Annotated in this window: 15 protein-coding genes; 12 read left to right on the forward strand and 3 right to left on the reverse strand. The window is 30.9% G+C overall.

The window, feature by feature from the left end; all coding sequences use genetic code 11:
- Window positions 1–2 precede the first annotated feature (2 nt).
- Window positions 3–2,924, reverse strand: coding sequence for a SusC/RagA family TonB-linked outer membrane protein (locus MPF19_RS09065; RefSeq protein WP_203392173.1), 2,922 nt, complete (start codon window positions 2,922–2,924; stop codon window positions 3–5).
- Window positions 2,925–3,125: 201 nt separating this feature from the next.
- Here MPF19_RS09065 and MPF19_RS09070 point away from each other — a divergent pair, with 201 nt between their 5' ends.
- The 10 genes from MPF19_RS09070 to MPF19_RS09115 all read left to right on the forward strand — a co-directional run bounded on the left by MPF19_RS09070 (window position 3,126) and on the right by MPF19_RS09115 (window position 18,427).
- Window positions 3,126–4,148 (forward strand): LacI family DNA-binding transcriptional regulator, encoded by a 1,023-nt coding sequence (locus MPF19_RS09070; RefSeq protein WP_249987884.1) that lies wholly within the window; start codon window positions 3,126–3,128, stop codon window positions 4,146–4,148.
- A gap of 145 nt (window positions 4,149–4,293) precedes the next feature.
- The gene (locus MPF19_RS09075) at window positions 4,294–5,664 is read left to right on the forward strand and encodes an MFS transporter (protein ID WP_203392175.1); all 1,371 of its coding nucleotides are present in this window, start codon (window positions 4,294–4,296) and stop codon (window positions 5,662–5,664) included.
- A gap of 73 nt (window positions 5,665–5,737) precedes the next feature.
- Window positions 5,738–6,391: a beta-phosphoglucomutase gene (gene pgmB / locus MPF19_RS09080; protein WP_249987886.1), complete on the forward strand. Its 654-nt coding sequence runs from the start codon at window positions 5,738–5,740 to the stop codon at window positions 6,389–6,391.
- A 128-nt stretch (window positions 6,392–6,519) separates the two neighbouring features.
- Complete coding sequence (gene mdxK / locus MPF19_RS09085) at window positions 6,520–8,814, forward strand: maltose phosphorylase MdxK (RefSeq protein WP_249987888.1); 2,295 nt, start codon at window positions 6,520–6,522, stop codon at window positions 8,812–8,814.
- 65 nt (window positions 8,815–8,879) lie between these two features.
- Window positions 8,880–9,464: a transposase gene (locus MPF19_RS09090; protein ID WP_203392178.1), complete on the forward strand. Its 585-nt coding sequence runs from the start codon at window positions 8,880–8,882 to the stop codon at window positions 9,462–9,464.
- A 148-nt stretch (window positions 9,465–9,612) separates the two neighbouring features.
- Window positions 9,613–11,475, forward strand: a complete 1,863-nt coding sequence (locus MPF19_RS09095) for a glycoside hydrolase family 13 protein (protein ID WP_249987890.1) — start codon at window positions 9,613–9,615, stop codon at window positions 11,473–11,475.
- A gap of 60 nt (window positions 11,476–11,535) precedes the next feature.
- Window positions 11,536–13,959 carry a TIM-barrel domain-containing protein gene (locus tag MPF19_RS09100; RefSeq protein WP_249987892.1) on the forward strand — a complete coding sequence of 808 codons (2,424 nt, stop codon included), beginning with the start codon at window positions 11,536–11,538 and terminating at the stop codon, window positions 13,957–13,959.
- A gap of 9 nt (window positions 13,960–13,968) precedes the next feature.
- A complete protein-coding gene (locus MPF19_RS09105) occupies window positions 13,969–15,846 on the forward strand; it encodes an alpha-amylase family glycosyl hydrolase (RefSeq protein WP_249987894.1) in 1,878 nt (625 codons plus the stop codon).
- A 77-nt stretch (window positions 15,847–15,923) separates the two neighbouring features.
- Window positions 15,924–17,576, forward strand: coding sequence for an alpha-amylase family glycosyl hydrolase (locus MPF19_RS09110; protein ID WP_249987896.1), 1,653 nt, complete (start codon window positions 15,924–15,926; stop codon window positions 17,574–17,576).
- Between the two features lie 290 nt (window positions 17,577–17,866).
- Window positions 17,867–18,427, forward strand: a complete 561-nt coding sequence (locus MPF19_RS09115) for a tetratricopeptide repeat protein (RefSeq protein WP_249987898.1) — start codon at window positions 17,867–17,869, stop codon at window positions 18,425–18,427.
- Between the two features lie 140 nt (window positions 18,428–18,567).
- Here the strand turns inward: MPF19_RS09115 and MPF19_RS09120 are convergent, their stop codons facing one another.
- Together MPF19_RS09120 and MPF19_RS09125 are read right to left on the reverse strand one after the other, a co-directional pair.
- Window positions 18,568–19,218 (reverse strand): peptidoglycan-binding domain-containing protein, encoded by a 651-nt coding sequence (locus MPF19_RS09120; protein WP_203392183.1) that lies wholly within the window; start codon window positions 19,216–19,218, stop codon window positions 18,568–18,570.
- An 80-nt stretch (window positions 19,219–19,298) separates the two neighbouring features.
- Window positions 19,299–20,318, reverse strand: coding sequence for a LacI family DNA-binding transcriptional regulator (locus tag MPF19_RS09125; protein WP_502925150.1), 1,020 nt, complete (start codon window positions 20,316–20,318; stop codon window positions 19,299–19,301).
- A 153-nt stretch (window positions 20,319–20,471) separates the two neighbouring features.
- Here MPF19_RS09125 and MPF19_RS09130 point away from each other — a divergent pair, with 153 nt between their 5' ends.
- Together MPF19_RS09130 and MPF19_RS09135 are read left to right on the forward strand one after the other, a co-directional pair.
- A complete protein-coding gene (locus tag MPF19_RS09130) occupies window positions 20,472–21,518 on the forward strand; it encodes a sugar kinase (RefSeq protein WP_203392184.1) in 1,047 nt (348 codons plus the stop codon).
- A gap of 94 nt (window positions 21,519–21,612) precedes the next feature.
- On the forward strand, window positions 21,613–22,830 hold the full coding sequence (locus MPF19_RS09135; protein WP_203392185.1) for a 6-phosphofructokinase: 1,218 nt from the start codon (window positions 21,613–21,615) through the stop codon (window positions 22,828–22,830).
- The last annotated feature ends 11 nt before the right edge of the window (window positions 22,831–22,841 follow it).

Consider the following 22,841-nt stretch of genomic DNA (forward strand, 5'->3'; position numbering starts at 1 on the left):
TATTAGAATTTAATATTAGCTCCAACTAAGAAGTTTCTAGATCTAGGATAAATTAAATTATCAATTCCATCAAACACTTCTGGGTCTAAACCAGAGTAGTTTGTTAAAGTAAATACATTTTGAACCCCAGCCCATAAGCGAATACTGCTGTAAGAGAATTTTTTAATTGGGTTGTTAAAAGTATATCCTAGAGTAACATTGTCCATTCTTAAATAAGAAGCATTTTCTATATAAATATCAGAATTTATAACGTTAGACGTTCTTAAGAAATCTGTGTTTAATACAGAGGTAGGCAAGTTTCCTAAAACAGCGTTGTCTTGTAATAATTCGTATTGTGCTCTAGAAGAGTTTACGTTATTATATACATAATTACCAAGGCTTGCTCTTAAGTTAAAACCTAAATCGAAATTTTTGTAATTAAAACTAGATTGAAAACCTAAAGTTACATCTGCATTTGGGTTTTCTTTTAAATAACGATCTTCATCATTAATAATACCATCATCATTTAAATCTGCATATGCTCCTTCTATTGGTTTGCCTGCAGTGTTGTATAGTTGTTTATATACGTGAAAAGAGTTTGGTGCAAAACCTTCTCTTAATAATTGAATGGTATTTCCTGTTCCACCAGAAGTACCACCAGTTCTAACGTCTTGGTTATTTGCAAGCTCTGTAATTTTTCTATCTAAATACGTCGCGTTAAATGTAAAGTTCCAATTATAATCTTCACTTTTAAGGATGTCTCCATTTAAAGTAAACTCTAAACCTTTAATTTGTAATTGACCAATATTCTGAATTGTACTGTTACCAAAGTTTGTACCATCTGCTAAAGCAGCATCAAATAATAAATCATTAGATGTTTTTTGAAATGCACTTACAGATCCACTAAATTTATTATCAAACAAACCATAATCTACACCAAACTCTATAGTTGTTGTTTCTTCCCACTTTAAATTAGGGTTTACAACAGAAGGAATGGTAGATTTTATGGTGGAGTTTCCAAACAAATATCTAGAAGTTTCATTACCAAAACGGTATCTATCTAAATACAAATCATTAACACCAGGTATGTTTTGTTGTCCTGTTAAACCAACACTAGCTCTTAATTTTAAGTTTGAAATTACTTTAGAATCTTTTAAGAAATCTTCATCACTAATGTTCCATGCTAATGCAGCACCACCAAAGTTACCCCATTGATTGTCTGAACTAAAACGAGAAGTACCATCTCTTCTAAAATTTAAAGTAAGTAAATATTTTTGGTTGAATTTAAATTTAGCTCTACCAAAGAAACCAATATTAACAACATCTGGATCTGCAAAAGTTGTAGATATATTTTCTGGGTTATTTCTATTTCCAGAATTGGCACCAAAATTTTCGAATCGTTGATAAGAATAACCAGTGGTAAGATCTACATTAAAGTTATTGTAATCTTTTATATAGTTAAAATAAGTATCAAATAATTTATTACCTCTTTCTTGTGTATTAAATGCATTATTACCCAAATATAAAGCGTTAGACTGTGCAGGTGCTAATTTAGATGTTACATCACTATTTTCTGAATTAATTTTATCGAAACCAACATTTACAACAGCTCTTAATTCTGGTAAAAAATGAAATTTATAATCGAAATTTAAGTTTCCGTATTGTCTAAAAGCATATCCAGTATTGTTTCTTTGCAATAAAGATGCTACCGGGTTGGTTGTTCCATTTGCAATTTCTCCGTTAGAAAAGTGTTGGTAATACCCACCAAACCTAGAAGAAGAATCATACACAGATTGTGTAGGGTCGTAACGTAAAGCAGCACCTATTTGTCCGGAATCTCCAAAACGACTGTCTTCAAAAACTCTGTTATAATTTAGGTTGATTTTTAAATGATCTTTAAATAAAGAAGGATTCATAGATAAGGAAATAGTTTTTCTATCAAACTGAGAAGTTAACAAAGCACCTTCTTGGTTTGCAAAACCTATAGATAATCTTGTAGGTATTGCCCCAAAAATTTGTCCTTTTGCAGTAAGATTATATAAAGAAGACGTTGTAGAACGTAATACTTTATCTTGCCAATTTGTATTAGCACTACCTAAAGCAGCAACATCTCCAGGTCTTTTTGCGGTAATTAAATTTCTATAATCATCAGCAGAAAAAACATTTACTTTATCTAATACTTCTCCAAAAGTATATTGCATATCAAAATCTAACGTAAATTCTTTTCTACCTTTTTTAGTAGTAATGATTATAACACCATTAGAAGCTCTAGAACCATAAATAGCGGTTGCAGAAGCATCTTTTAAAACAGAAAAAGACTCTATGTCATTAGGGTTAATGTTTGCTAATAAACCACGAGAACCAGCAATAGAAGCATCACTATTTTCTATAGGTAAACCATCAATAATAATTAAAGGACTGTTAGAAGCACCGATAGAAGAACCCCCACGAATTGTAATCTGAGATCCAGAACCAGGTGCACCACTTGTAGTAACACTTACCCCAGAAACCCTGCCACTTAATAAATTTTCTGGTGTTACAATGTTTCCTTTTGTAAAATCTTTAGAGGTAATAGACTCTACAGAACCAGTAGCGTCTTTTACAGTAGTTGTACCATAACCTACCACTACAATCTCATCTAACGATTCTGCAGATTCTTCTAATACTACCGTAAGGTTATAATTTGTACCAATAGTAAGCTCTTTATCTGCAAAACCTAAATATCTAAAGACAAGAATGTCTCCTTTATTTATTTTATTAATACTAAAGATTCCATCAAAATCGGTTTGTATACCTTTTGTAGTACCTTTAATTACTACACTAACACCAGGCAAAGGATCACCAGATGTTTTATCTTTTACAACACCTTTAACTGTTTGTTGTGCAAACATGCTAAAAGAAGTAGTTAAAAGAATTCCAATTAACAATAATTTAAATTTTTTCATGTATATTTTGTTAAATTATAACTGTAAATTTGAGTTTGTGATTTTACAATAAATTTACATTCCACTCTGTAAATATACCTATTAGAGAGATATTTACAGCATGATATAAATCACGAAAACGTTTTCGTGTTAACAACTTTCTTTGAGTTATTATTACATAATTAATGAAATTTAACACTAATATTTTACTTTTGATAAATAATGAAGCAAAAAATAACCATAAAAACAATTGCTAAGGAATTAGGTGTTTCTACATCTACTGTTTCAAAAGCTCTAAAAGACAGTCATGAAATTAGTAAAGAAACAAAAGAGAAAATTCAAGCTTTTGCAGATTACTATAATTACAAACCTAATAGTTTAGCATTGCAACTTCGCAATCAGAAAACAAAAGTAATTGGCGTTATTTTACCTAAAATAGTACACCATTTTTTCTCTACAGTTATTATGGGGATAGAAGAAGGAGCTATAGAAAAAGGGTATCATATAATGGTGTGTTTTTCGAATGAATCCTATAAAAAGGAGGTAGAGACTCTAAAAGTTTTATCAAACGGAAGTGTAGATGGTTTAATCGTTTCAATAGCGAATGAAACTCTAGAAAATAAAGACTTTAAACATTTTCAGGATTTAGTATCAGAAGAAATTCCATTAGTATTATTTGATAGAGTTGTAGATGAAATTCTATGCGATAAAGTAGTAGTAGATGATGTTGGAGCTGGGTTTAAAGCTACCAAACATTTGTTAGAAATCGGAAGAAGTAAAATTGCTTTATTAACAACACCAAAACATGTGAATGTAGGTACTTTAAGAAGGCAGGGATATGAAAAAGCTTTGATTGAAGCTTATATTAAAACAGATCCTAAATTAATCATAGAGATTGATGAAAGTATTAATATCTGTAATCAAATAGAAAAAATATTTGAAGAAGATATCGATGGTATTTTTGCGGTAAATGAAATTTATGCAGCAAAGGCAATGAAATTAGCTAAAGATAAAGGTTTAAGGGTTCCTGAAGATATTGCAATCATTGGTTTTACAGATGGTTTAATCTCTAGGTACTCATCTCCATCTATTACCACTGTTGCGCAACATGGTTTTGTTATGGGTAAACAAGCAGTAGAACTTTTAATAGAAAGAATTGAAAAGGATTCTGAAGTTTACAAACCTAAAAAAATTGTTATTTCTAGCGACTTAAAACTACGAGAATCTACGAAAACGTCGTCGTAGATAGTTTTATTACTTTTCCATAAATTCAGATAAAATATCTACTTTTGTTTCATTAATCTGATTTATCAATAAATTACATTCCACAAAATTTATGAATTGATAAGTCTAGTCGCTTATCGTAATAGTTACTTAATAGAATACGATAATGGAAAAGCGTAAGTTAAGCTTCTGGCAAATCTGGAACATGAGTTTTGGATTTCTAGGAATACAATTCGGGTTCGCCTTGCAAGGTGGATTCATGTCAAGAATTTTTCAAACTTTAGGAGCCGGTAAGGAAGAAATTCCGATGCTTTGGATAGCCGCACCTTTAACAGGGTTACTTGTACAACCAATTATTGGTTATATGAGTGATAGAACTTGGAGTATAAAATGGGGGAGAAGAAAACCTTACTTTTTAGTAGGTGCTATTTTAAGTTCTTTAGCACTGTTTTTTGTACCTCATTCTCCTGTTTTATGGGTTGCTGCTGGTTTTTTATGGATTTTAGATGCATCTATAAATGTTTCTATGGAACCCTTTAGAGCTTTAGTAGCAGATAAATTACCACAATCTCAACGATCTTATGGTTTTGTTGTACAAACATTAATTATAGGTATTGGAACTTGGATTGCAAGTAATTTACCTTGGATGGTTTCTCAATTTGGTGTTAGTAATGAAGCGGCATCTGGTGTTGTACCAATGTCTGTAAAAATTGCTTTTGCTATTGGAGCATTTGTTTTTATGGCAAGTATTTTATATACCGTTTTTACAACGGATGAATATCCGCCAGAAGACATGGTAGAATTTGAAAAAGAAAAGGAGAAAAAGAATAATTTTATTCCAGATATCTTAAACAATATTGGCAGCATGCCAACCACAATGAAAAAATTGGGAGTGATTCAGTTTTTCTCATGGTTTGCTTTTTTTACCATGTGGTCTATGGCAAACCCTGCTTTAACAGAACATGTGTTTCATACGCCAGCTCCTATAGAAGCCGCTTTTAATATGGCAGATACGGTACAAGCAGAAGCGTTTAAAATAGCCAATACAAAATTTCAAGAATCATCTAATTCAGTAGGTTCTGCAATGGGAATTTACGGATTGTCTTCAATGGTATTTGCTTTGTTATTAACCTTATATACTTCCAAAAGAAACATCAACAGAAAATATGTACATATGTTTTCTTTAATTATTGGAGGTGCAGGTTTTTTAGCGATGAGTTATGCATCACCAGAAAATTTAAAATATTGTTTTGTATTAATTGGTTTTGCCTGGGGTAGTATATTATCCATGCCATATGCGATGTTATCTAGTTCTGTAGATCCAAAGAAAATGGGAGTAATTATGGGGATCTTTAATATGTTTATTGTAATTCCGCAAATTATTGCCGCATTAGGAGGGATTAATTATGTCTCTAATTTATTAGGAGAAGATGCTATTAATGCTATGACAGTTGCAGGAATTAGTTTAATAATTGCAGGTTTATGTAATTTATTAATTACCAATAAAAACGCAATTAGTTATCAAGAAGAGATTTAAAAATAAAAAGCATATATATTTAATTAGTTGACTTTAAAATTAATTAAATTTCAAAATTAAAATTTAAAAATACATGAAAAAAGGATTTATATTCGATTTGGATGGTGTTATTGTAGACACTGCAAAATACCATTATTTAGCTTGGAAAAAACTAGCAAACGAACTAGGTTTCGAGTTTAGTAAAGAACAAAACGAATTATTTAAAGGCGTAAGCAGAAAACGTTGTTTAGAAATTTTGTTAGAAATTGGTAATAGAGAAGCTACACAAGAAGAGTTTGATACTTGGATGATCGAAAAAAATGTAGATTATTTAAAGTATATCGAAAATATGGATGCTTCAGAAATTTTACCTGATGTACCTAAAGTTTTAGCCTTTTTAAAAGAAAAAAATATTCCTATTGCCTTAGGTTCTGCAAGTAAAAATGCACAACCTATCTTAGAAAAAGTGGGGCTATTGCATTATTTTGATACTATTGTAGATGGTAATAATGTTACGAAAGCAAAACCAGATCCAGAAGTGTTTCTTTTGGCAGCAAAACAGTTAGGAGTAAATGCTGATAATTGTGTGGTTTTTGAAGATGCTGTTGCAGGTATAGAAGCTGCAAATGCTGCAAAAATGATTAGTATAGGTATTGGAGATCAAAAAATACTTTCTGAAGCACAATTTAACTTTTTGGATTTTACAGAAATCAGTACTGATTTTATTCAGGAGTTGATTGATAAATAAGTAGGTCTAGAATAGAAACAATACTAAAAAGAGTCAAGAAACAAGATCAAAAAATAAATTACATAGCAAGAGTCAGTCTAATAGCGTAGCGGTCTAGCATCTTTGCTCTTATATCTTAAAAAAACAAAATGAATCAAGATTATATCATACCAAACGAATGGTCTATTATAGAAGAAGGCTTTAATTCAGAGAAAGTAAAATCATCAGAAAGCTTGTTCAGTATTGGTAATGGCGCCATGGGACAAAGAGCAAATTTTGAAGAAAATTACTCAGGAGAAACTTTTCAAGGGAGTTATATTGGTGGTGTTTATTACCCAGATAAAACACGTGTTGGATGGTGGAAAAATGGATATCCAGAGTATTTTGCAAAGGTATTGAATGCACCAAATTGGATTGGAATTAACGTACTTATCAATGAGGAAAAATTAGATTTAAACACCTGTAAAGAGGTTTCTAAATTTAAGAGAGAGTTAAACATGCAAGAAGGTTGTTTGTCTAGAAGTTTTGAAGCTGTTTTACAAAACGGAATCAAAATTAATGTTGCTACAAAACGTTTTTTAAGTCTAGAAATCGATGAGATTGGTGCTATAAGTTACAATATTACTTTGTTAAATTCCGATGCTAAAATTACATATATTCCTTATATAGATGCAGGAATTACCAATGAAGATACCAATTGGGATGATCAGTTTTGGGATGTTTTAAAAGTTTCTCAAAATAACCAACAATCTTATATTGAGGCAAGAACCATGAAAACACATTTTTATACGTGTACTTTTATGGAATCTCGTTTTTTTATAGATAATAAAGAAGTTGAGGTGAGTGGTAAAAGTGAGCAAACTTCTAACTTAATTTCTTCTACATATCAACAAGATATTAAAGAAAATCAAACATTTACCATTCATAAATTTGGTGGTTATGTGGTGGATAGAGATCATGCTAAAGAAGGATTAGTTGCTGCTGCAAAAGTAGCTTTAGACAAAGCTGTTAGTTTTGGTTTTGATGTTTTATTAGAAAAACAAAAGGAATCTTGGGCACAAATCTGGAGCATGAGCGACATTACCATAGAAGGAGATGTAAAAGCGCAACAAGGAATCCGTTTTAATATTTTTCAATTAAATCAAACGTATTTAGGTACAGATGCTAGTTTAAATATTGGTCCGAAAGGGTTTACAGGAGAAAAATACGGAGGAAGTACTTATTGGGATACAGAAGCATATTGTATTCCTTTTTATATGGCAACCAAAGACCAATCTGTTGCAAGGACCTTGTTAGAATACAGGTACAATCATTTAGATAAAGCGATTGAAAATGCCGGAAAGTTAGGTTTTACTAATGGAGCTGCGTTGTATCCAATGGTAACCATGAATGGTGAAGAATGCCACAACGAATGGGAAATTACTTTCGAAGAAATTCATAGAAATGGAGCCATCGCTTTTGCTATTTATAACTATTATAGATTTACAAATGATTATTCTTACATTCCAGAAAAAGGATTGGAAGTTTTAATTGGTATTGCACGTTTTTGGCAACAAAGAGCCACTTTTTCTTCGGATAAAAACAAATTCATGATTTTGGGTGTTACAGGTCCTAATGAATATGAGAATAACATCAACAATAATTTTTACACGAATTACATTGCTAAATGGTGTATTAATTATGCGTTAGAAAATATCGAAACTGTAAAAACGGATCATGTTTCTGATTACATCAGAATAAAAGAAAAAGTTAATTTCACGGATGAAGAATTGGTGAAATGGAAAAGTGTTGCTGATGGAATGTATTTCCCATATTCAGAAAAAAACAAGGTGTATTTGCAACAAGATGGTTTCTTAGATAAAGAATTAATTACGGTTGCCAATTTAGATAAAAGCCAGAGACCAATAAACCAAAAATGGAGTTGGGACAGAATTTTACGTTCTCCGTACATAAAACAAGCCGATACTTTACAAGGTTTTTATATGTTCGAAGATGATTTTTCTACGGAAGAATTAGAACGTCATTTCGATTTTTACGAACCATTTACAGTACATGAAAGTTCATTGTCTCCTTGTGTACACAGTATTCAGGCTGCAAAATTAGACAGAATGGACCAGGCGTATACGTTCTATTTACGTACTTCTCGTTTAGATTTAGACGATTATAATCACGAAGTAGAAGAAGGGTTACATATTACTTCTATGGCAGGAACTTGGATGAGTATTGTAGAAGGTTTTGGAGGAATGAGAGTAAAAAATAACACGCTTTCTTTTGCGCCTAAAATTCCTAAGGGATGGAAAGCATATTCATTTAAAGTGAATTTTAGACATCAAGTAATTACAGTAAATGTTTCTCAAAAAGGAACTGAATTTATTTTAGCAGGAAAAGAAGCAATAGATATTTTGGTTGATGGAGAACAAGTAACTGTGTCACCAAATAACTAAATATAAATACGAACCTCAAAGGTTTTTAAAACCTTTGAGGTTTACATAATAATCGAATTAAAAATATGGAAAAATATGATGTTTTAGAACCAGACCATTTTTACCATATTTATAATAGAGGAAATAATAAAGAAAATTTATTTGTTGAAGATAGTAATTATTCACATTTTTTAAATTTAGTAAAAAAGCATATTTCACCAATTGCAGATGTATATGTGTACTGTTTGTTGAAAAATCATTTTCATTTATTGATTAAAATAAAGTCAAGAGAAGAGTTATCATTAATTAATAAAATAAATTTAGATAAGTTATCTCAACCTTTTTCTAACTTATTTAATGCTTATACAAAAGCTATAAATAAAAAGTACAACAGAGAAGGAAGTTTGTTTAAAGTTAGATTTAAACGTAATAGAATTACGGATTTAAATTATTTAAGAAATGTAATTTTATATATTCATTTAAATCCTCTTAAACATGGTTTTACAGATAATTATCAAGAATATTTATATTCATCTTATAAATCTATTTTATCATCAAAACCAACAATTTTAAAGAGAGAAGAAGTAATTGTATTATTTGATGATAAAGATAATTTTATTCATGTTCATTATGAAAATGAACAAAGTGATAATTTTGAAGAACTTGAATAAATAGTAACAAAGCAAACCTCAAAGGTTTTTAAAACCTTTGAGGTTTAAATAGGATAAAATGAAACTATTAAAATACATCCTTTTAACTGTTCTTATAATTTTTGTTATCGTATTTTTGTTTTCATGCCAAAAACGAGAACAAAAAAAAATGGAGGTTACTAAAGAAATTACAGCAGTAATAAAAGAAATTGAAAGAGTAGAGCCACCAAATTGGTTTATTGGTTTTAAGGATACTTCACTACAATTATTAGTTAAAGAAGAAAATATTGGGTTTGCAACACCTTCCATTTCTTACGAAGGGGTTTCTATTGAAAAAGTTAACAAAGCTAGAAGTAACAATTATTTATTTATTGATTTAATCATTGATAAATCTACAAATCCAGGTGTATTTAATATTGATTTTAATTTTACTGATGGAGCAAAAAAAACGCATACGTATGAGTTAAAATCAAGAGAGAAAAACGCGGAAGATTATATTGGTTTTAACAGTTCTGATGCTATTTATTTAATTACACCAGATCGTTTTGCAAATGGAGATGATTCTAATAACATTAATTTAGCATTAAAAGAAACAGATATAGATCGTTCTGATAATTATAAGCGCCACGGTGGTGATATACAAGGAATCATAAATCATGTAGATTATATTTACGACTTAGGATTTACAGCTGTTTGGCCAACGCCAGTGTTAATAAATGATATGGCAGAAAGTTCTTATCATGGCTATGCAATTACAGATTTCTATACAGTAGATTCTCGTTTTGGTAATTTATCAGAATATAAAAAATTAGCTGATAAGTTAAGAGAAAAAAATATGAAATTAATCATGGATCAAGTTGCCAATCATTGTGGTATTGGCCATTGGTGGATGGAGGATTTACCTTTTGATGATTGGTTAAACAATCAAAAAAACTATGAAGAGAATATTAATAATTGGAATAATGAAACCAATATAGGATCTAATCATAGAAGAACTACAAATCAAGATATATATGCCGCAAAGGCTGATGTAAAAGGGAATAATGAAGGGTGGTTTTCACCTAAAATGCCAGATTTAAACCAACGGAATCCATTTTTAGCCAAATATATTATTCAAAATAGTATCTGGTGGATAGAAACGTTGGGGTTAGGCGGTATTAGACAAGATACCTATCCATATCCAGATAAAGCCTTTATGAGTAATTGGGCAGGTGCTATTATGCATGAATACCCTAATTTTTCTATCGTTGGAGAAGAATGGAGTTACAACCCCTTAATTGTTGGTTATTGGCAACGAGGAGCTTGTAATAAAGATGGTTATGAGTCTAACTTAAAATCACCTATGGATTTTCCGATGCAAAAAGCTATTGTAGAAGGTTTAAATGATGAAGAATCTTGGGATCAAGGGTTAGTAAAATTGTATGAAGGTTTAGCAAATGATTTTCATTATACAACTCCAAAAGATATTCTAGTTTTTTTAGATAACCATGATAAAACTCGGATATATACAGAACTATGGGAAGATCTTTATAAAGTGAAAATGGGTTTAAGTTATATGTTGACTTTGCCTAGAATTCCACAAATATATTATGGTACAGAAATTTTAATGAGCGATTCTGCAAATCCAGGAGATCATGGTTTAATTAGAAGTGATTTCCCTGGAGGTTGGACAGATGATGTTGTAAATGCTTTTACTGGAGAAGGGTTAAATGAATACCAAAAAGACATGCAATCTTTTATTAAAAAGCTTTTAAACTATCGTAAAAATAGTGCAGCCATTCATGATGGAAAAACAATACATTTTGCGCCTTTAATGGGTGTTTATTTCTTGTTTAGAATAAAAGATGATGAAACCGTAGTGCATATTATCAATAAAAATAAAGAACCTATTACGGTTGATTTAAACCGATTTGAAGAGGTTGGAATGAAAGGAAAAACAGTAAAAAATATTATTACAGACGAAGAGTTTGTATGGGGAAATGAAATTCAATTAACCGATAGAGGTAGTATTATTTTAACAACGAAAATTTAGTTATAAATAAGCAGGTATTCCTTTTTGTAACAAAAACCAAAAGACTTAAAACACATTAATATGAAAACCTATATCATTCTTTTTTTATTATTGTTTATAGCATCTTTTGCTTTTACTCAAAACTCTAAAAGAGTTTTTAAAAAAGCAAGTGTTGATAAAGGAAATTTATTGAAAATTGAAGTGAATGATGGAATTTACCAAATTCAATTTTATAACTCTAAAATTGTAGAAACATCTTTTATTCCAAAAGGAGAAGAATTTAATTCTACTTCTCATGCGGTTGTTTTAAAACCAAATCTGGCAGATGTTCAGTTAAAAGAATCGGAATACTTTGTTGATTTTTCCTCAAAAGGTATTTCCGTAAAAATTCAAAAATCACCTTTTAAAATTTCTTATTTTTATAAGGATAAAGAAATTACATCAGAGAAAAAAGGATATTTTAAATCCAAACATCAACCGTTGGAATCGGTAAAAGGGAATATTGTAGCTAAAAAAACAGAAAAAATTGAATTCAATTTAACTGCTGAGGAAGTTTTATATGGAGCTGGAGCAAGAGCTTTAGGTATGAATAGAAGAGGTTACAGATTACCACTTTATAACAGAGCGCAATATGGCTACGAAACGCATGCAGAGTTAATGAACTTTACAATTCCGTTGGTAATTTCATCAAAAAAATACATGCTGCATTTTGATAATGCACCCATTGGTTATTTAGATTTAGATAGTAAAAAAGACAATTCCTTAACGTATGAAACTATTTCTGGACGAAAAACTTATCAAGTTGTTGTAGGGGATTCTTGGGAAGATTTGGTGAATAATTATACCACTTTAACAGGAAAACAACCTTTGCCTGCACGTTGGACTTTAGGAAATTTTTCAAGTAGATTTGGGTATCATTCTCAGCGAGAAACAGAAGCTACCATAGCTAAATTTCAAGAAGAAAAAATACCAGTAGATGCCGTGATTTTAGATTTGTATTGGTTTGGAAAAGAGTTGCAAGGCACCATGGGGAATCTTGAGGTTTACAAAGACTCTTTTCCTGATATTAAAGCAATGATTTCTAGGCTTAAAGACAAGGGAATTAAAACTGTTTTAATTACAGAACCTTTTATTTTATCCACTTCTAAAAAGTGGAATGAAGCTGAAGAAAAAGAAGTTTTAGCAACAGATTCCATAGGAAATTCAGCTAAATATGATTTCTATTTTGGTAATACAGGTATTGTAGATATTTACAAAAAGGAAGGAAAAGAGTGGTTTTGGAACATTTATAAAGAACTTATAAATCTTGGAGCAAAAGGACTTTGGGGAGATTTAGGAGAACCAGAAGTATTGCCGTCTTGGGTAAATTTCCAGAATAAAAAAGCAGATGAAATTCATAATATTTATGGACATGATTGGGCGCGTTTAATTTTTGAAGGATATCAAAAGGAATTTCCGCAAGAAAGACCGTTTATTTTAATGCGTGCAGGTTCTTCAGGTTCGCAACGTTTTGGTATGATTCCTTGGTCTGGAGATGTAAATAGAACTTGGGGCGGATTGCAATCTCAACCAGAAATTGCCTTACAAATGGGCATGCAAGGTTTGGGGTATATGCATTCTGATTTAGGCGGATTTGCCGGAGATAATTTAGACGATAATTTATACACACGTTGGCTGCAATATGGTGTTTTTCAACCTATTTTTAGACCGCATGCGCAAGAAGGAGTTGCTAGTGAACCTGTTTTTAGAAGTGATAGCGCCAAGGAATTAGCTAAAAAAGCAATTGAATTACGCTACAAATTATTGCCTTATAATTACAATGTGGCTTTTGAAAATAATCAAAAAGGAACACCTTTAATGCGACCTATTTTCTTTGAAGAAGATGATGAAAAGTTGATGAGTAATTCAACAACATACATGTGGGGAAAAGACTTTTTAATTACGCCAATATTAAAAGATGCTGTAAAAACAAAAGAAATTTATTTTCCTAAAACAGCCAATTGGTTTAATTTTTATACGGACGAAAAAGTTGAGGGAGGACAAACAAAAACTGTTCAGTTAAATGAAGAAACGATTCCTACCTATGTAAGAGGAGGTGCATTTATTCCGATGACAAAAATTGTTCAAACAACAGATGATTATATAGGTGATGTTTTAGATCTTCATTATTATTACGATGCATCAGTGCAAAAAAGTGAGGGTTCAATGTATAATGACAATGGTTTACTTTCTAATGCTTTTGAGAAAGGAGCATATGAAATTCTAACCTTTGAATCTGAAATAACAAAACGTTGGTTAGAAATTGATTTAGAAGCAGAGTTAGGTGCTAATTGGAATTCATCAGAAAAAGAAATTAAATTAATCATACATAGTATCAATTGGAATCCTAAAAAGATAAAAATCGATGGAAAAGAAAAACAATTTTCATTAGAAAAAAATACACTTACAATTCCTTTAAAATGGAATACTAAGAAAGAATTAAGAGTAAAAATAGCATTAAAATAATAATCAATTATGAGAAAAATAAATAGCGTTTTATCCGTTTTAATTTTACTATTGGTAATTGGTTGTTCAACAGAAAAAAAATCAAAAAACGACATGAAAAGTGCATCAAAAAAGAAAAAGGAAGTAGTTTATCAGGTATTTACACGTTTGTTTGGTAATACAAACACCACGAATAAACCTTGGGGAACAATTGAAGAAAATGGTGTGGGTAAATTCAACGATTTTACAGATAAAGCCTTGTCTGAAATTAAAGATTTAGGGGTTACTCATATTTGGTATACAGGTGTTCCGCATCATGATGTAATTAGAGATTATACAAAGTTTGGCATTTCTAATGATGATCCAGATATTGTAAAAGGTAGAGCAGGTTCTCCGTATGCAGTGAAAGATTATTACAATGTAAATCCAGATTTAGCCGTAAACGTAGCCAACAGATTAGAAGAATTTGAGGCTTTAGTAGCCCGTTCTCATAAAAATGGATTAAAAGTAATTATTGATATTGTACCAAACCATGTTGCAAGAAATTATCAAAGTTTATCAAATCCTAAAGGGACCAAAGATTTTGGGGCAGATGATGATAAAACAGTGGAATATGATGTAGATAATAATTTTTATTATGTACCAAATGAAGCGTTTCAAGTGCCAGATTTCTTAAATGGATATGCACCGTTAGGCGGAGAAAAAAATAGGTTGTCTGATCATAAATATGTTGAAAACCCTGCAAAATGGACAGGAAATGGATCTCGTGCAGCAAAACCTCATTTTAACGATTGGTATGAAACGGTAAAAGTAAATTATGGTGTTTCTCCAGACGGAAGAAAAGATTTTGATGAATTGCCAAACGGATTTGAAAACGAAGATTACAAAAAACATTTCGAGTTTTGGCAAGATAAAAAAGTACCTAGCTCTTGGATTAAATTTAGAGATATTGCTTTGTATTGGACGGCAAAAGGAATAGACGGATTTAGATATGACATGGCAGAAATGGTGCCTGTAGAGTTTTGGAGTTATATGAATTCTGCTATTAAAATGAAAAATCCAGATGCTTTTTTATTGGCAGAAGTGTATAACCCAAATGAATATAGAAACTACATTCGTTTAGGTAAAATGGATTATTTGTATGACAAAGTACAGTTATATGATACCATTAAGCACATAATGCAAGGGCATGGAAAAACAGATTACATTCCTGGAATTCAAGAAGATTTAAGAGATATAGAGCATAATATGTTACACTTCTTAGAAAACCATGATGAACAAAGAATTGCAAGTCCAGAGTTTGCAGGAGATGCTTTAAAAGCAAAACCAGCTATGGTAGTTTCTGCTACAATTTCTACTTCGCCTACAATGATTTATTTCGGACAAGAATTTGGGGAACCAGCAGCAGAAAATACAGGATTTGGAACTGAGTCTAGAACCTCAATTTTCGATTATATTGGTGTGCCAACGCTTCAAAGATGGGTGAATAATAAGAAATTTGATGGAGGTCAATCTACGGATCAAGAAAAATCTTTAAGAGATTTTCACAAACGCTTATTAAATTTCACCATTAAAAGTGATGCCTTAATGGGCGATTACCAAGACATTCATCATTTTAATAGAGGAAATACAGAGTGGTATAATGAAAGAGTTTTGTCTTTTGTACGTTGGAGTGAAAATGAAAAATTAATTATAGTTTCTAATTTTAATGCACATGATACTTATGGTTTTGAGTTAGGTGTACCACAAGATATTATTGCAAAATGGAAACTAAAAGACGGTGAATATAAAGTGGAAGATCAATTGTATAAAACGTATTCATCAACTTTAAAAGTAGAAAATGGAGAGGCGAGAGTAAGGGTTGATGTAAAACCACTAGAGTCATTTATTTTAAAGCTGAAAGAATAATTCTAAAAGACTACAATACCTTTCAAATATCCTGCAAGGTTTCAAAAACCTTGTAGGTATAAATACATAATCTATCCATGAAAAAAATACTTTTCCTATTCCTTTTAGTAACTATTTTTAGTTGTAAAGAAAATTCATCAACAGAAAAAATAGCAAAACAAACCGTAAAAAAAGAATTTGTTTGGGAAGGAGCAAACATTTATTTTTTGTTGACAGACCGTTTTAATAACGGAGATACCACCAATGATATCAATTTTAATAGAACCAAAGAAACCGGAAAATTACGTGGTTTTAAAGGTGGAGATATCAAAGGAATTACTCAGAAAATAAAAGAAGGATATTTTACAAAATTAGGAATCAATGCCATTTGGATGACGCCAATTGTAGAGCAAATTCATGGAGGTACTGATGAAGGAACCGGTTTGTCTTATGGTTTTCATGGCTATTGGGCTAAAGATTGGACAAAGATTGACCCAAATTTTGGGACTAAAGAAGATTTAAAAGAATTGGTAGTAATTGCACATAAAAATGGCATTCGCGTTTTATTAGATGCGGTTATCAATCACACAGGTCCGGTTACGGATAAAGATCCGGTTTGGCCTTCAGATTGGGTAAGAACTGGTCCGCCCTGTACGTATGATTCTTATGAACATACCATTTCTTGTACGTTGGTAAAAAATTTACCAGACATAAAAACAGAAAGTAATGAGGCTGTAGAATTGCCAAGTCAATTGGTTAAAAAATGGAAAGCAGAAGGACGTTACGAGCAAGAAGTAAAAGAATTAGATGCTTTCTTTACCAGAACAGGACATCCAAGAGCGCCACGTTTTTACATCATAAAATGGTTAACAGATTATATTACAGAATTCGGAATTGATGGTTACAGAGTAGATACTGTAAAGCATACAGAAGAGTCTGTTTGGCAAGAATTTAAGCAAGAATGCGATGCTGCTTTTGCTATTTATAAAAAAAATAATCCGGATAAAGTTTTAGATGAAAATAACTTTTATTTAGTAGGTGAAGTGTATAATTACACCATTTCAGATGGAAAATCTTTTAATCTTGGTGAGAAAAAAATTAACTATTTTGACAATGCTTTTAATAGTTTAATCAATTTTGAGTTAAAATGGAATGTGAAGCAAATGCCAGAAACAGCCGTTTTTCAAAAATATGATTCGCTTTTACATACAGATTTAAAAGGGTATGGCGTCTTAAATTATCTAACCTCTCATGACGATGGGCAACCTTTTGATAAAGATAGAATAATGCCATACAAAACAGCCACAATGTTGTTGCTAACTCCCGGAACTTCTCAAGTGTATTATGGTGATGAATCTGCAAGAGATTTAACCATAGAAGGCACTGAGGGCGATGCAACTTTACGTTCTTTTATGAATTGGAATGACATTCAATCGAAAGCTAAAACGCAGAAAATTTTAAAACATTGGCAAAAATTAGGTCAGTTTAGAGCCAATCATCCAGCGGTAGGAGCAGGGAAGCATGCACTTATTTCTAAAGAAAACGGAGTGGTTTTTTCTAGAGTTAGAAATAATGATAAAATTATTATTGGTATCAATTTACAGAAAGGAATTAAAGAAATACAAGTTTCATCATTATTTAAAAATGGAGAGAAATTGAATGATTTTTATGCTAACCAAGAGGTAGAAGTTAAAGACGGAAAAGTAATAGTAAATTCAGATTTTGATATTATCTTGTTAGAGAAACTTTAGTTTTTGGGCGTTTTAACGGGCTTTCCGCACTCGCTTTTTTTCTGAAAAAGAAAAAAGAGCTCAAACAAATGCTACAATCCCTAACGCAAGCTTGTCTGTGGGCAAATTTTATAAGCCAAAAACAAATAGATTTATTGAATAAAATTTCACAAATTCAAGAGAATAATTATTTAAGAAAAAGAGAAATCAACTTAAATACGATTTAATAAAACAATTAGAATAACTTTGTCGTTTGTAAAGAACGTAAAGTAATCTTATTAAACGGTAAGATTTACTTCGTTTCTCTAACAATGAGAAATAAAGAAAAAGATATGGGAACATTGGTAAATAATTATATTTTTAAAGCTTTAGAGAGCTATCCTTTCGATTTAGAAGAGGTAATGGAAGCCTTAAATTTTGCGTTGTCTTATGACGATAAAAATACAATGGCCTTAACGCTAATGGGGCGTGTTTATGCAGAAAAGTTGTATAAGTATGAAGAAGCCATCGTATATTTTAAACAAGCTTTGGCAGAAAACATTCATGCTTTTGAAGTGTATACACCTTATATAAATACACTTTTATGGAATGAAGATTATAAAGAAGCTGAAGATTTTATAGATTTTGCATTAACCGTAAAAGGATCTGATAAAGCCATTTTATATCTAAAAAAAGCCATTTTAAATGAGCAATTAAAAGACTATAAAACAGCCTTAACCTTTATAAAATTAGCAAAAGAGCATACATTTAATTCAGAATTTATGGCAGATATTGTCATTGAAAAAGATAGAATAAAAGGTAAAATGCCAAAGAAGAAGAAAGTAAAGGCAATTAAAAAACAACCTAATAAAGCTAAGAAGGTTAAAAAATAAGGATAAAGAGGCTGTCTAAAAGGGATTTAATCTTGGCATACTGAACTTGTTTCAGTATCTCAACTTATAGAAGTGAAATCTATATAAGAATCTAGAATAAATTTAGATTGATAAAAAACTCCCTTTTTAGAATTCTTTTTTTATTCAAACAAGGCATCTATAGTTAAAACATCTAGAACTCCATCCGCAAACAAGTTGTTTTTTTCTTCAAATGTTTTAATTGCATTAAGCGTTTCAGTTTTGTATGCACCATCTAAAGAAACCTCGAAACCTTTTTTATTTAATTGTTTTTGAATTTCAAATATCAAAGCATTTTTATGGCCATAATTCATTTTTATATTGGCATTAAACATACTTTTAATTTTGGTATTCACTAATGATTCTTGGTAAGCCTTATAGCTGGTTCCTGTTTTTTCTAAAAATTGTATTTCTTCATTAGACAAACCTTTTGCTTTTAAAAGGAAAGATTTTTCTAATTTGCTCTCATAATATTTAATAGTGGCAAGTTTTTCGGCATAATTTTTAACGGCTAATTTGGTTTTTTCAGAATCATCTTCTGGACTTCTAACATCTATATCATTAGCTGTCCATTCCATTTTTATAAAACTGTTAGTGTTTTCAATAGCTTTATAATAATTCAATACCACTTCTTGATTGTGGTATTCCGTGTCTATTTTTTTAGTGGTTTTATAATCCACATTTGGTGAGTTGTACCTTTTGTATTGTTTATATTTTCCATATCCAATGGTACAAGCAATAATTAATAATAATAAAATAATTAGTTGTTTCATTTAAAGTAGTTGGTGTTATTTATAGACATATCAAAAATAGGAAAAAGTTTCTATTCTAATGTAAAGAAAAGGTAGGCGTATTACCGGTTAGAAGAATCTCTTTCTATAAGTGCAACATCTAATATTCTTTTGGTAAAAGTTTGTTTAACAACTTTTGTTTTTGCGTGCGCTAAGAAAGCAAAAGCAGCCTGTTGTCCTATTTCTGCACTATGCTGGTCTATACTCGTTATAGTTGGTGTTGTCATAGAGGTAAAGGGTTCGTTACCAAAACCTACTAAGGCAATTTCATCTGGTATTTTAATATTATTTTCTTTTAATACTTGTAAAGCTCCTAAAGCAGCATAATCACTTGCTACATAAACAGCATCTGGTCTATTTTTTAAAGATAAAAGCTGTATCATTTTTTCTCTTCCATCCTCTATTGTAAGGCTTCCTTCTATTAATAACTCATCATTTAAAGGTAATTTATTCTTTTTTAAGGCATCAATATAACCTCTAATTCTATTGTTAAAAATTCTAGTATGTTTATATCCACCAATGTGTGCAATTCTTTTACATCCTTTTTTAACAAGGTGCTCTACTATTATATGACTGCTATTATAATCATCAATACCAATATAATCTACATTTAAATCATTTTCTCCTCTATCAAACAGAATTAAAGGGATACTTGCTTTTTTAATTTTTTCAAAATACGTTAAATCTACAGTTTCGTTTGCCATAGACGCGATAATACCATCTACTTGTGTAAATAATAAGGTGTCTATGCTAGCACATTCTTTTTTAAAAGACTCGTTAGATTGTGTAATAATGATACTATAACCTTCCTTATTTAAAACTTCCTCTATATTCTGAATTACAGATGAAAAAAAATTGCTATTTGTTCTAGGAACAATAACACCCACTAATTTACTTTTTCCACTTCTAAGAGCACTTGCCAGATGATTAGGCTGATAATTTAAATTTTCAGCAACCTGCCTAACAGCTTTCTTAGTCTTTTCGCTTATTCTATCATCATTGTGTAGCGCTTTAGAAACAGCAGCTGCAGAGATGTTTAAAACATTGGCAATATCTTTTATGGTAGTTTTCTTTTTGATAATAATTTTTTTTATATATTTGCTTAATCGATTAAGCAAATATAATTCGATATTAATTATAATCAAAACGATAGTTCAATTCTTTCCTTTTGATTTTATTTTTAGAATCTGCTTAAACGTTTAACCAATTAACTATAATATTAAAAAAGGATTAAAATGGCAAAAGTAGTAACATTCGGAGAGATCATGTTAAGATTAGCTCCTCAAGGATTTTTAAGATTTTCACAAGCAAATAATTTTGACGCTGTTTACGGTGGTGGAGAATCTAATGTAGCAGTATCATTAGCAAACTACGGAATAGATGTAGATTTTGTAACACGTTTACCAAAGAATGATATTGGTGAGTGTGCAATGATGGAAATGCGTAAAAGAGGTGTTGGTGTAGATAAGATTGTGTATGGTGGAGACCGTTTAGGAATTTATTTCTTAGAAACTGGTGCTGTATCTAGAGGATCTAAAGTGGTTTATGACAGAGCGCATTCTGCTATTGCAGAAATTGAATCTGGAATGATTGATTGGGATGCAGTTTTTGAAGGATGTGAATGGTTTCATTGGACTGGTATTATCCCTGCAATTTCTCAAGGAGCTGCAGATGTAACTTTAGAAGCTTTAAAAGTGGCAAGTGCAAAAGGAATTACTATTTCTACAGATTTAAACTACCGTGCAAAATTATGGAATTTCTGTGATGCTGCGCATAGAGAAACAATCATGACAGAATTAACGTCTTATTGTGATATCATTTTAGGAAATGAAGAAGATGCAGAAATGCACTTTGGTATTAAGCCTGATGGTGCTGCAGTTCAAACAGCAGGACATGATGTTAAAGCAGAAGCTTTTTTATCTGTTTGTCAGCAAATGATGGAGAAATTTCCAAGAGCTAAAAAAGTAATTACTACTTTAAGAGGTTCTGTTTCTGCATCTCATAATACATGGGCAGGAGTTTTATATGATGGAAAACAAATGTTAGAAACGCGTCAATACCAAATTACAGATATCGTAGATAGAGTAGGTGGTGGAGATTCTTTTATGGGAGGTTTAATCTACGGATTATTAACTTACCCAGATAACGATCAAAATGCTTTAGACTTTGCAGTTGCTGCATCTTGTTTAAAACACACTATTAAAGGTGATGCTAACTTAGTTACTGTTGCAGAGGTAAACAAACTTATGGGTGGTGATGCATCTGGAAGAGTAGCAAGATAAAAATGTTTAATCGTGTAATTGTTTAAGCGTTTAACTGCTAAAAATAATTACACGATTAAAACAATTATATATTTTTAAACATTTACAATAAAACATGAAAAAATCTATAGCTATTATGTGTGGAGGCGGACCTGCCCCTGGTATTAATACCGTTATTAGTACTGTGGCTAAAACCTTTATGAAAGATGGTTATAAGGTTATTGGTGTGCATCATGGATACCAAGGGTTGCTTTCTGAAAATCCTGAATTGGAAATTTTCGATTTTCATCGTGCAGATCGTATTTTTAGTCGTGGTGGATCTAGTCTTATAATGAGCAGATTTAAACCAAAAGACAGTGATTTTAAGGCAGATTTTTTCAAAAAAAATAATGTAAAGTTATTGGTTACTATTGGTGGAGACGATACCGCTTCTACTGCAAATAGATTAACCAAATATTTAAAGGAGCAAGAATTAGATGTTAGACATATTCATGTACCAAAAACAATAGATAACGATTTACCTTTGCCAGATAGAAACCCAACATTTGGTTTTCATACAGCAAAAGATGAAGGTGTACGTATTGGTAATACGGTTTATGAAGATGCTAGAACCAGTGAAAATTGGTTTGTAATGTCTGCAATGGGACGTTCTGCAGGGCATTTAGCATTTGGAATTGCTTCGGCATGTCATTTTCAGATGGTGATTATTCCAGAAATGTTCAACAAAACAACTATTACATTCCAGAAGTTAATCAATATGATTATTTCTTCTATTGTAAAATGTAAAATTATGGGTGTGGAATACGGAGTCGCTTTAATTAGTGAAGGTGTTTTTCACTTCATGGAAGAAGAGGAAATTATTAATTCTGGAATTAATTTCACCTATGATGATCATGGACATCCAGAATTAGGGAATGTTAGTAAATCTCATATATTTAATTATTTACTACAAGTTAAGTTAAAAGAAATTGGATTAGAAATTAAATCTAGACCCGTAGAGCTTGGTTATGAATTAAGATGTTGTAATCCTATTGCTTTCGATTTAACCTTATGTACTTTATTAGGTATTGGAGTTAAAAAATTATTTGATCAAGGTGTTACAGGTTGTATTGTAAGTGCTAATTCTAATGGAGATATTTCACCTTTATATCTAAAAGATTTTGAAGATGAAAATGGTAAAATTCCACCAAGATTAGTAGATATCAATTCTGATATGGCACAATTATTCATAGAAAACTTATTCTTCTTAAAAGAAAAGGATTATGAAAATGCAAAAAAGTATGTTTCAAATCCTGAAGTGTATGATTTCAAAAAAATATTAAACTGGAGTTAAAATTGTTTAAG

The organism is Polaribacter sp. Z014 (assembly GCF_023555435.1).
Classification (GTDB): domain Bacteria; phylum Bacteroidota; class Bacteroidia; order Flavobacteriales; family Flavobacteriaceae; genus Polaribacter.

Excerpts from the sequence above, each read along its gene's own strand:
- MPF19_RS09130 (WP_203392184.1), top strand. The coding sequence starts at position 20,472 with ATGGCAAAAGTAGTAACATTCGGAGAGATCATGTTAAGATTAGCTCCT.
- pgmB (WP_249987886.1), top strand. The coding sequence starts at position 5,738 with ATGAAAAAAGGATTTATATTCGATTTGGATGGTGTTATTGTAGACACT.
- MPF19_RS09095 (WP_249987890.1), top strand. The coding sequence starts at position 9,613 with ATGGAGGTTACTAAAGAAATTACAGCAGTAATAAAAGAAATTGAAAGA.
- MPF19_RS09065 (WP_203392173.1), bottom strand. The coding sequence starts at position 2,924 with ATGAAAAAATTTAAATTATTGTTAATTGGAATTCTTTTAACTACTTCT.
- MPF19_RS09090 (WP_203392178.1), top strand. The coding sequence starts at position 8,880 with ATGGAAAAATATGATGTTTTAGAACCAGACCATTTTTACCATATTTAT.
- MPF19_RS09070 (WP_249987884.1), top strand. The coding sequence starts at position 3,126 with ATGAAGCAAAAAATAACCATAAAAACAATTGCTAAGGAATTAGGTGTT.
- MPF19_RS09100 (WP_249987892.1), top strand. The coding sequence starts at position 11,536 with ATGAAAACCTATATCATTCTTTTTTTATTATTGTTTATAGCATCTTTT.
- MPF19_RS09105 (WP_249987894.1), top strand. The coding sequence starts at position 13,969 with ATGAGAAAAATAAATAGCGTTTTATCCGTTTTAATTTTACTATTGGTA.
- MPF19_RS09115 (WP_249987898.1), top strand. The coding sequence starts at position 17,867 with ATGAGAAATAAAGAAAAAGATATGGGAACATTGGTAAATAATTATATT.
- mdxK (WP_249987888.1), top strand. The coding sequence starts at position 6,520 with ATGAATCAAGATTATATCATACCAAACGAATGGTCTATTATAGAAGAA.
- MPF19_RS09120 (WP_203392183.1), bottom strand. The coding sequence starts at position 19,218 with ATGAAACAACTAATTATTTTATTATTATTAATTATTGCTTGTACCATT.
- MPF19_RS09075 (WP_203392175.1), top strand. The coding sequence starts at position 4,294 with ATGGAAAAGCGTAAGTTAAGCTTCTGGCAAATCTGGAACATGAGTTTT.
- MPF19_RS09110 (WP_249987896.1), top strand. The coding sequence starts at position 15,924 with ATGAAAAAAATACTTTTCCTATTCCTTTTAGTAACTATTTTTAGTTGT.
- MPF19_RS09135 (WP_203392185.1), top strand. The coding sequence starts at position 21,613 with ATGAAAAAATCTATAGCTATTATGTGTGGAGGCGGACCTGCCCCTGGT.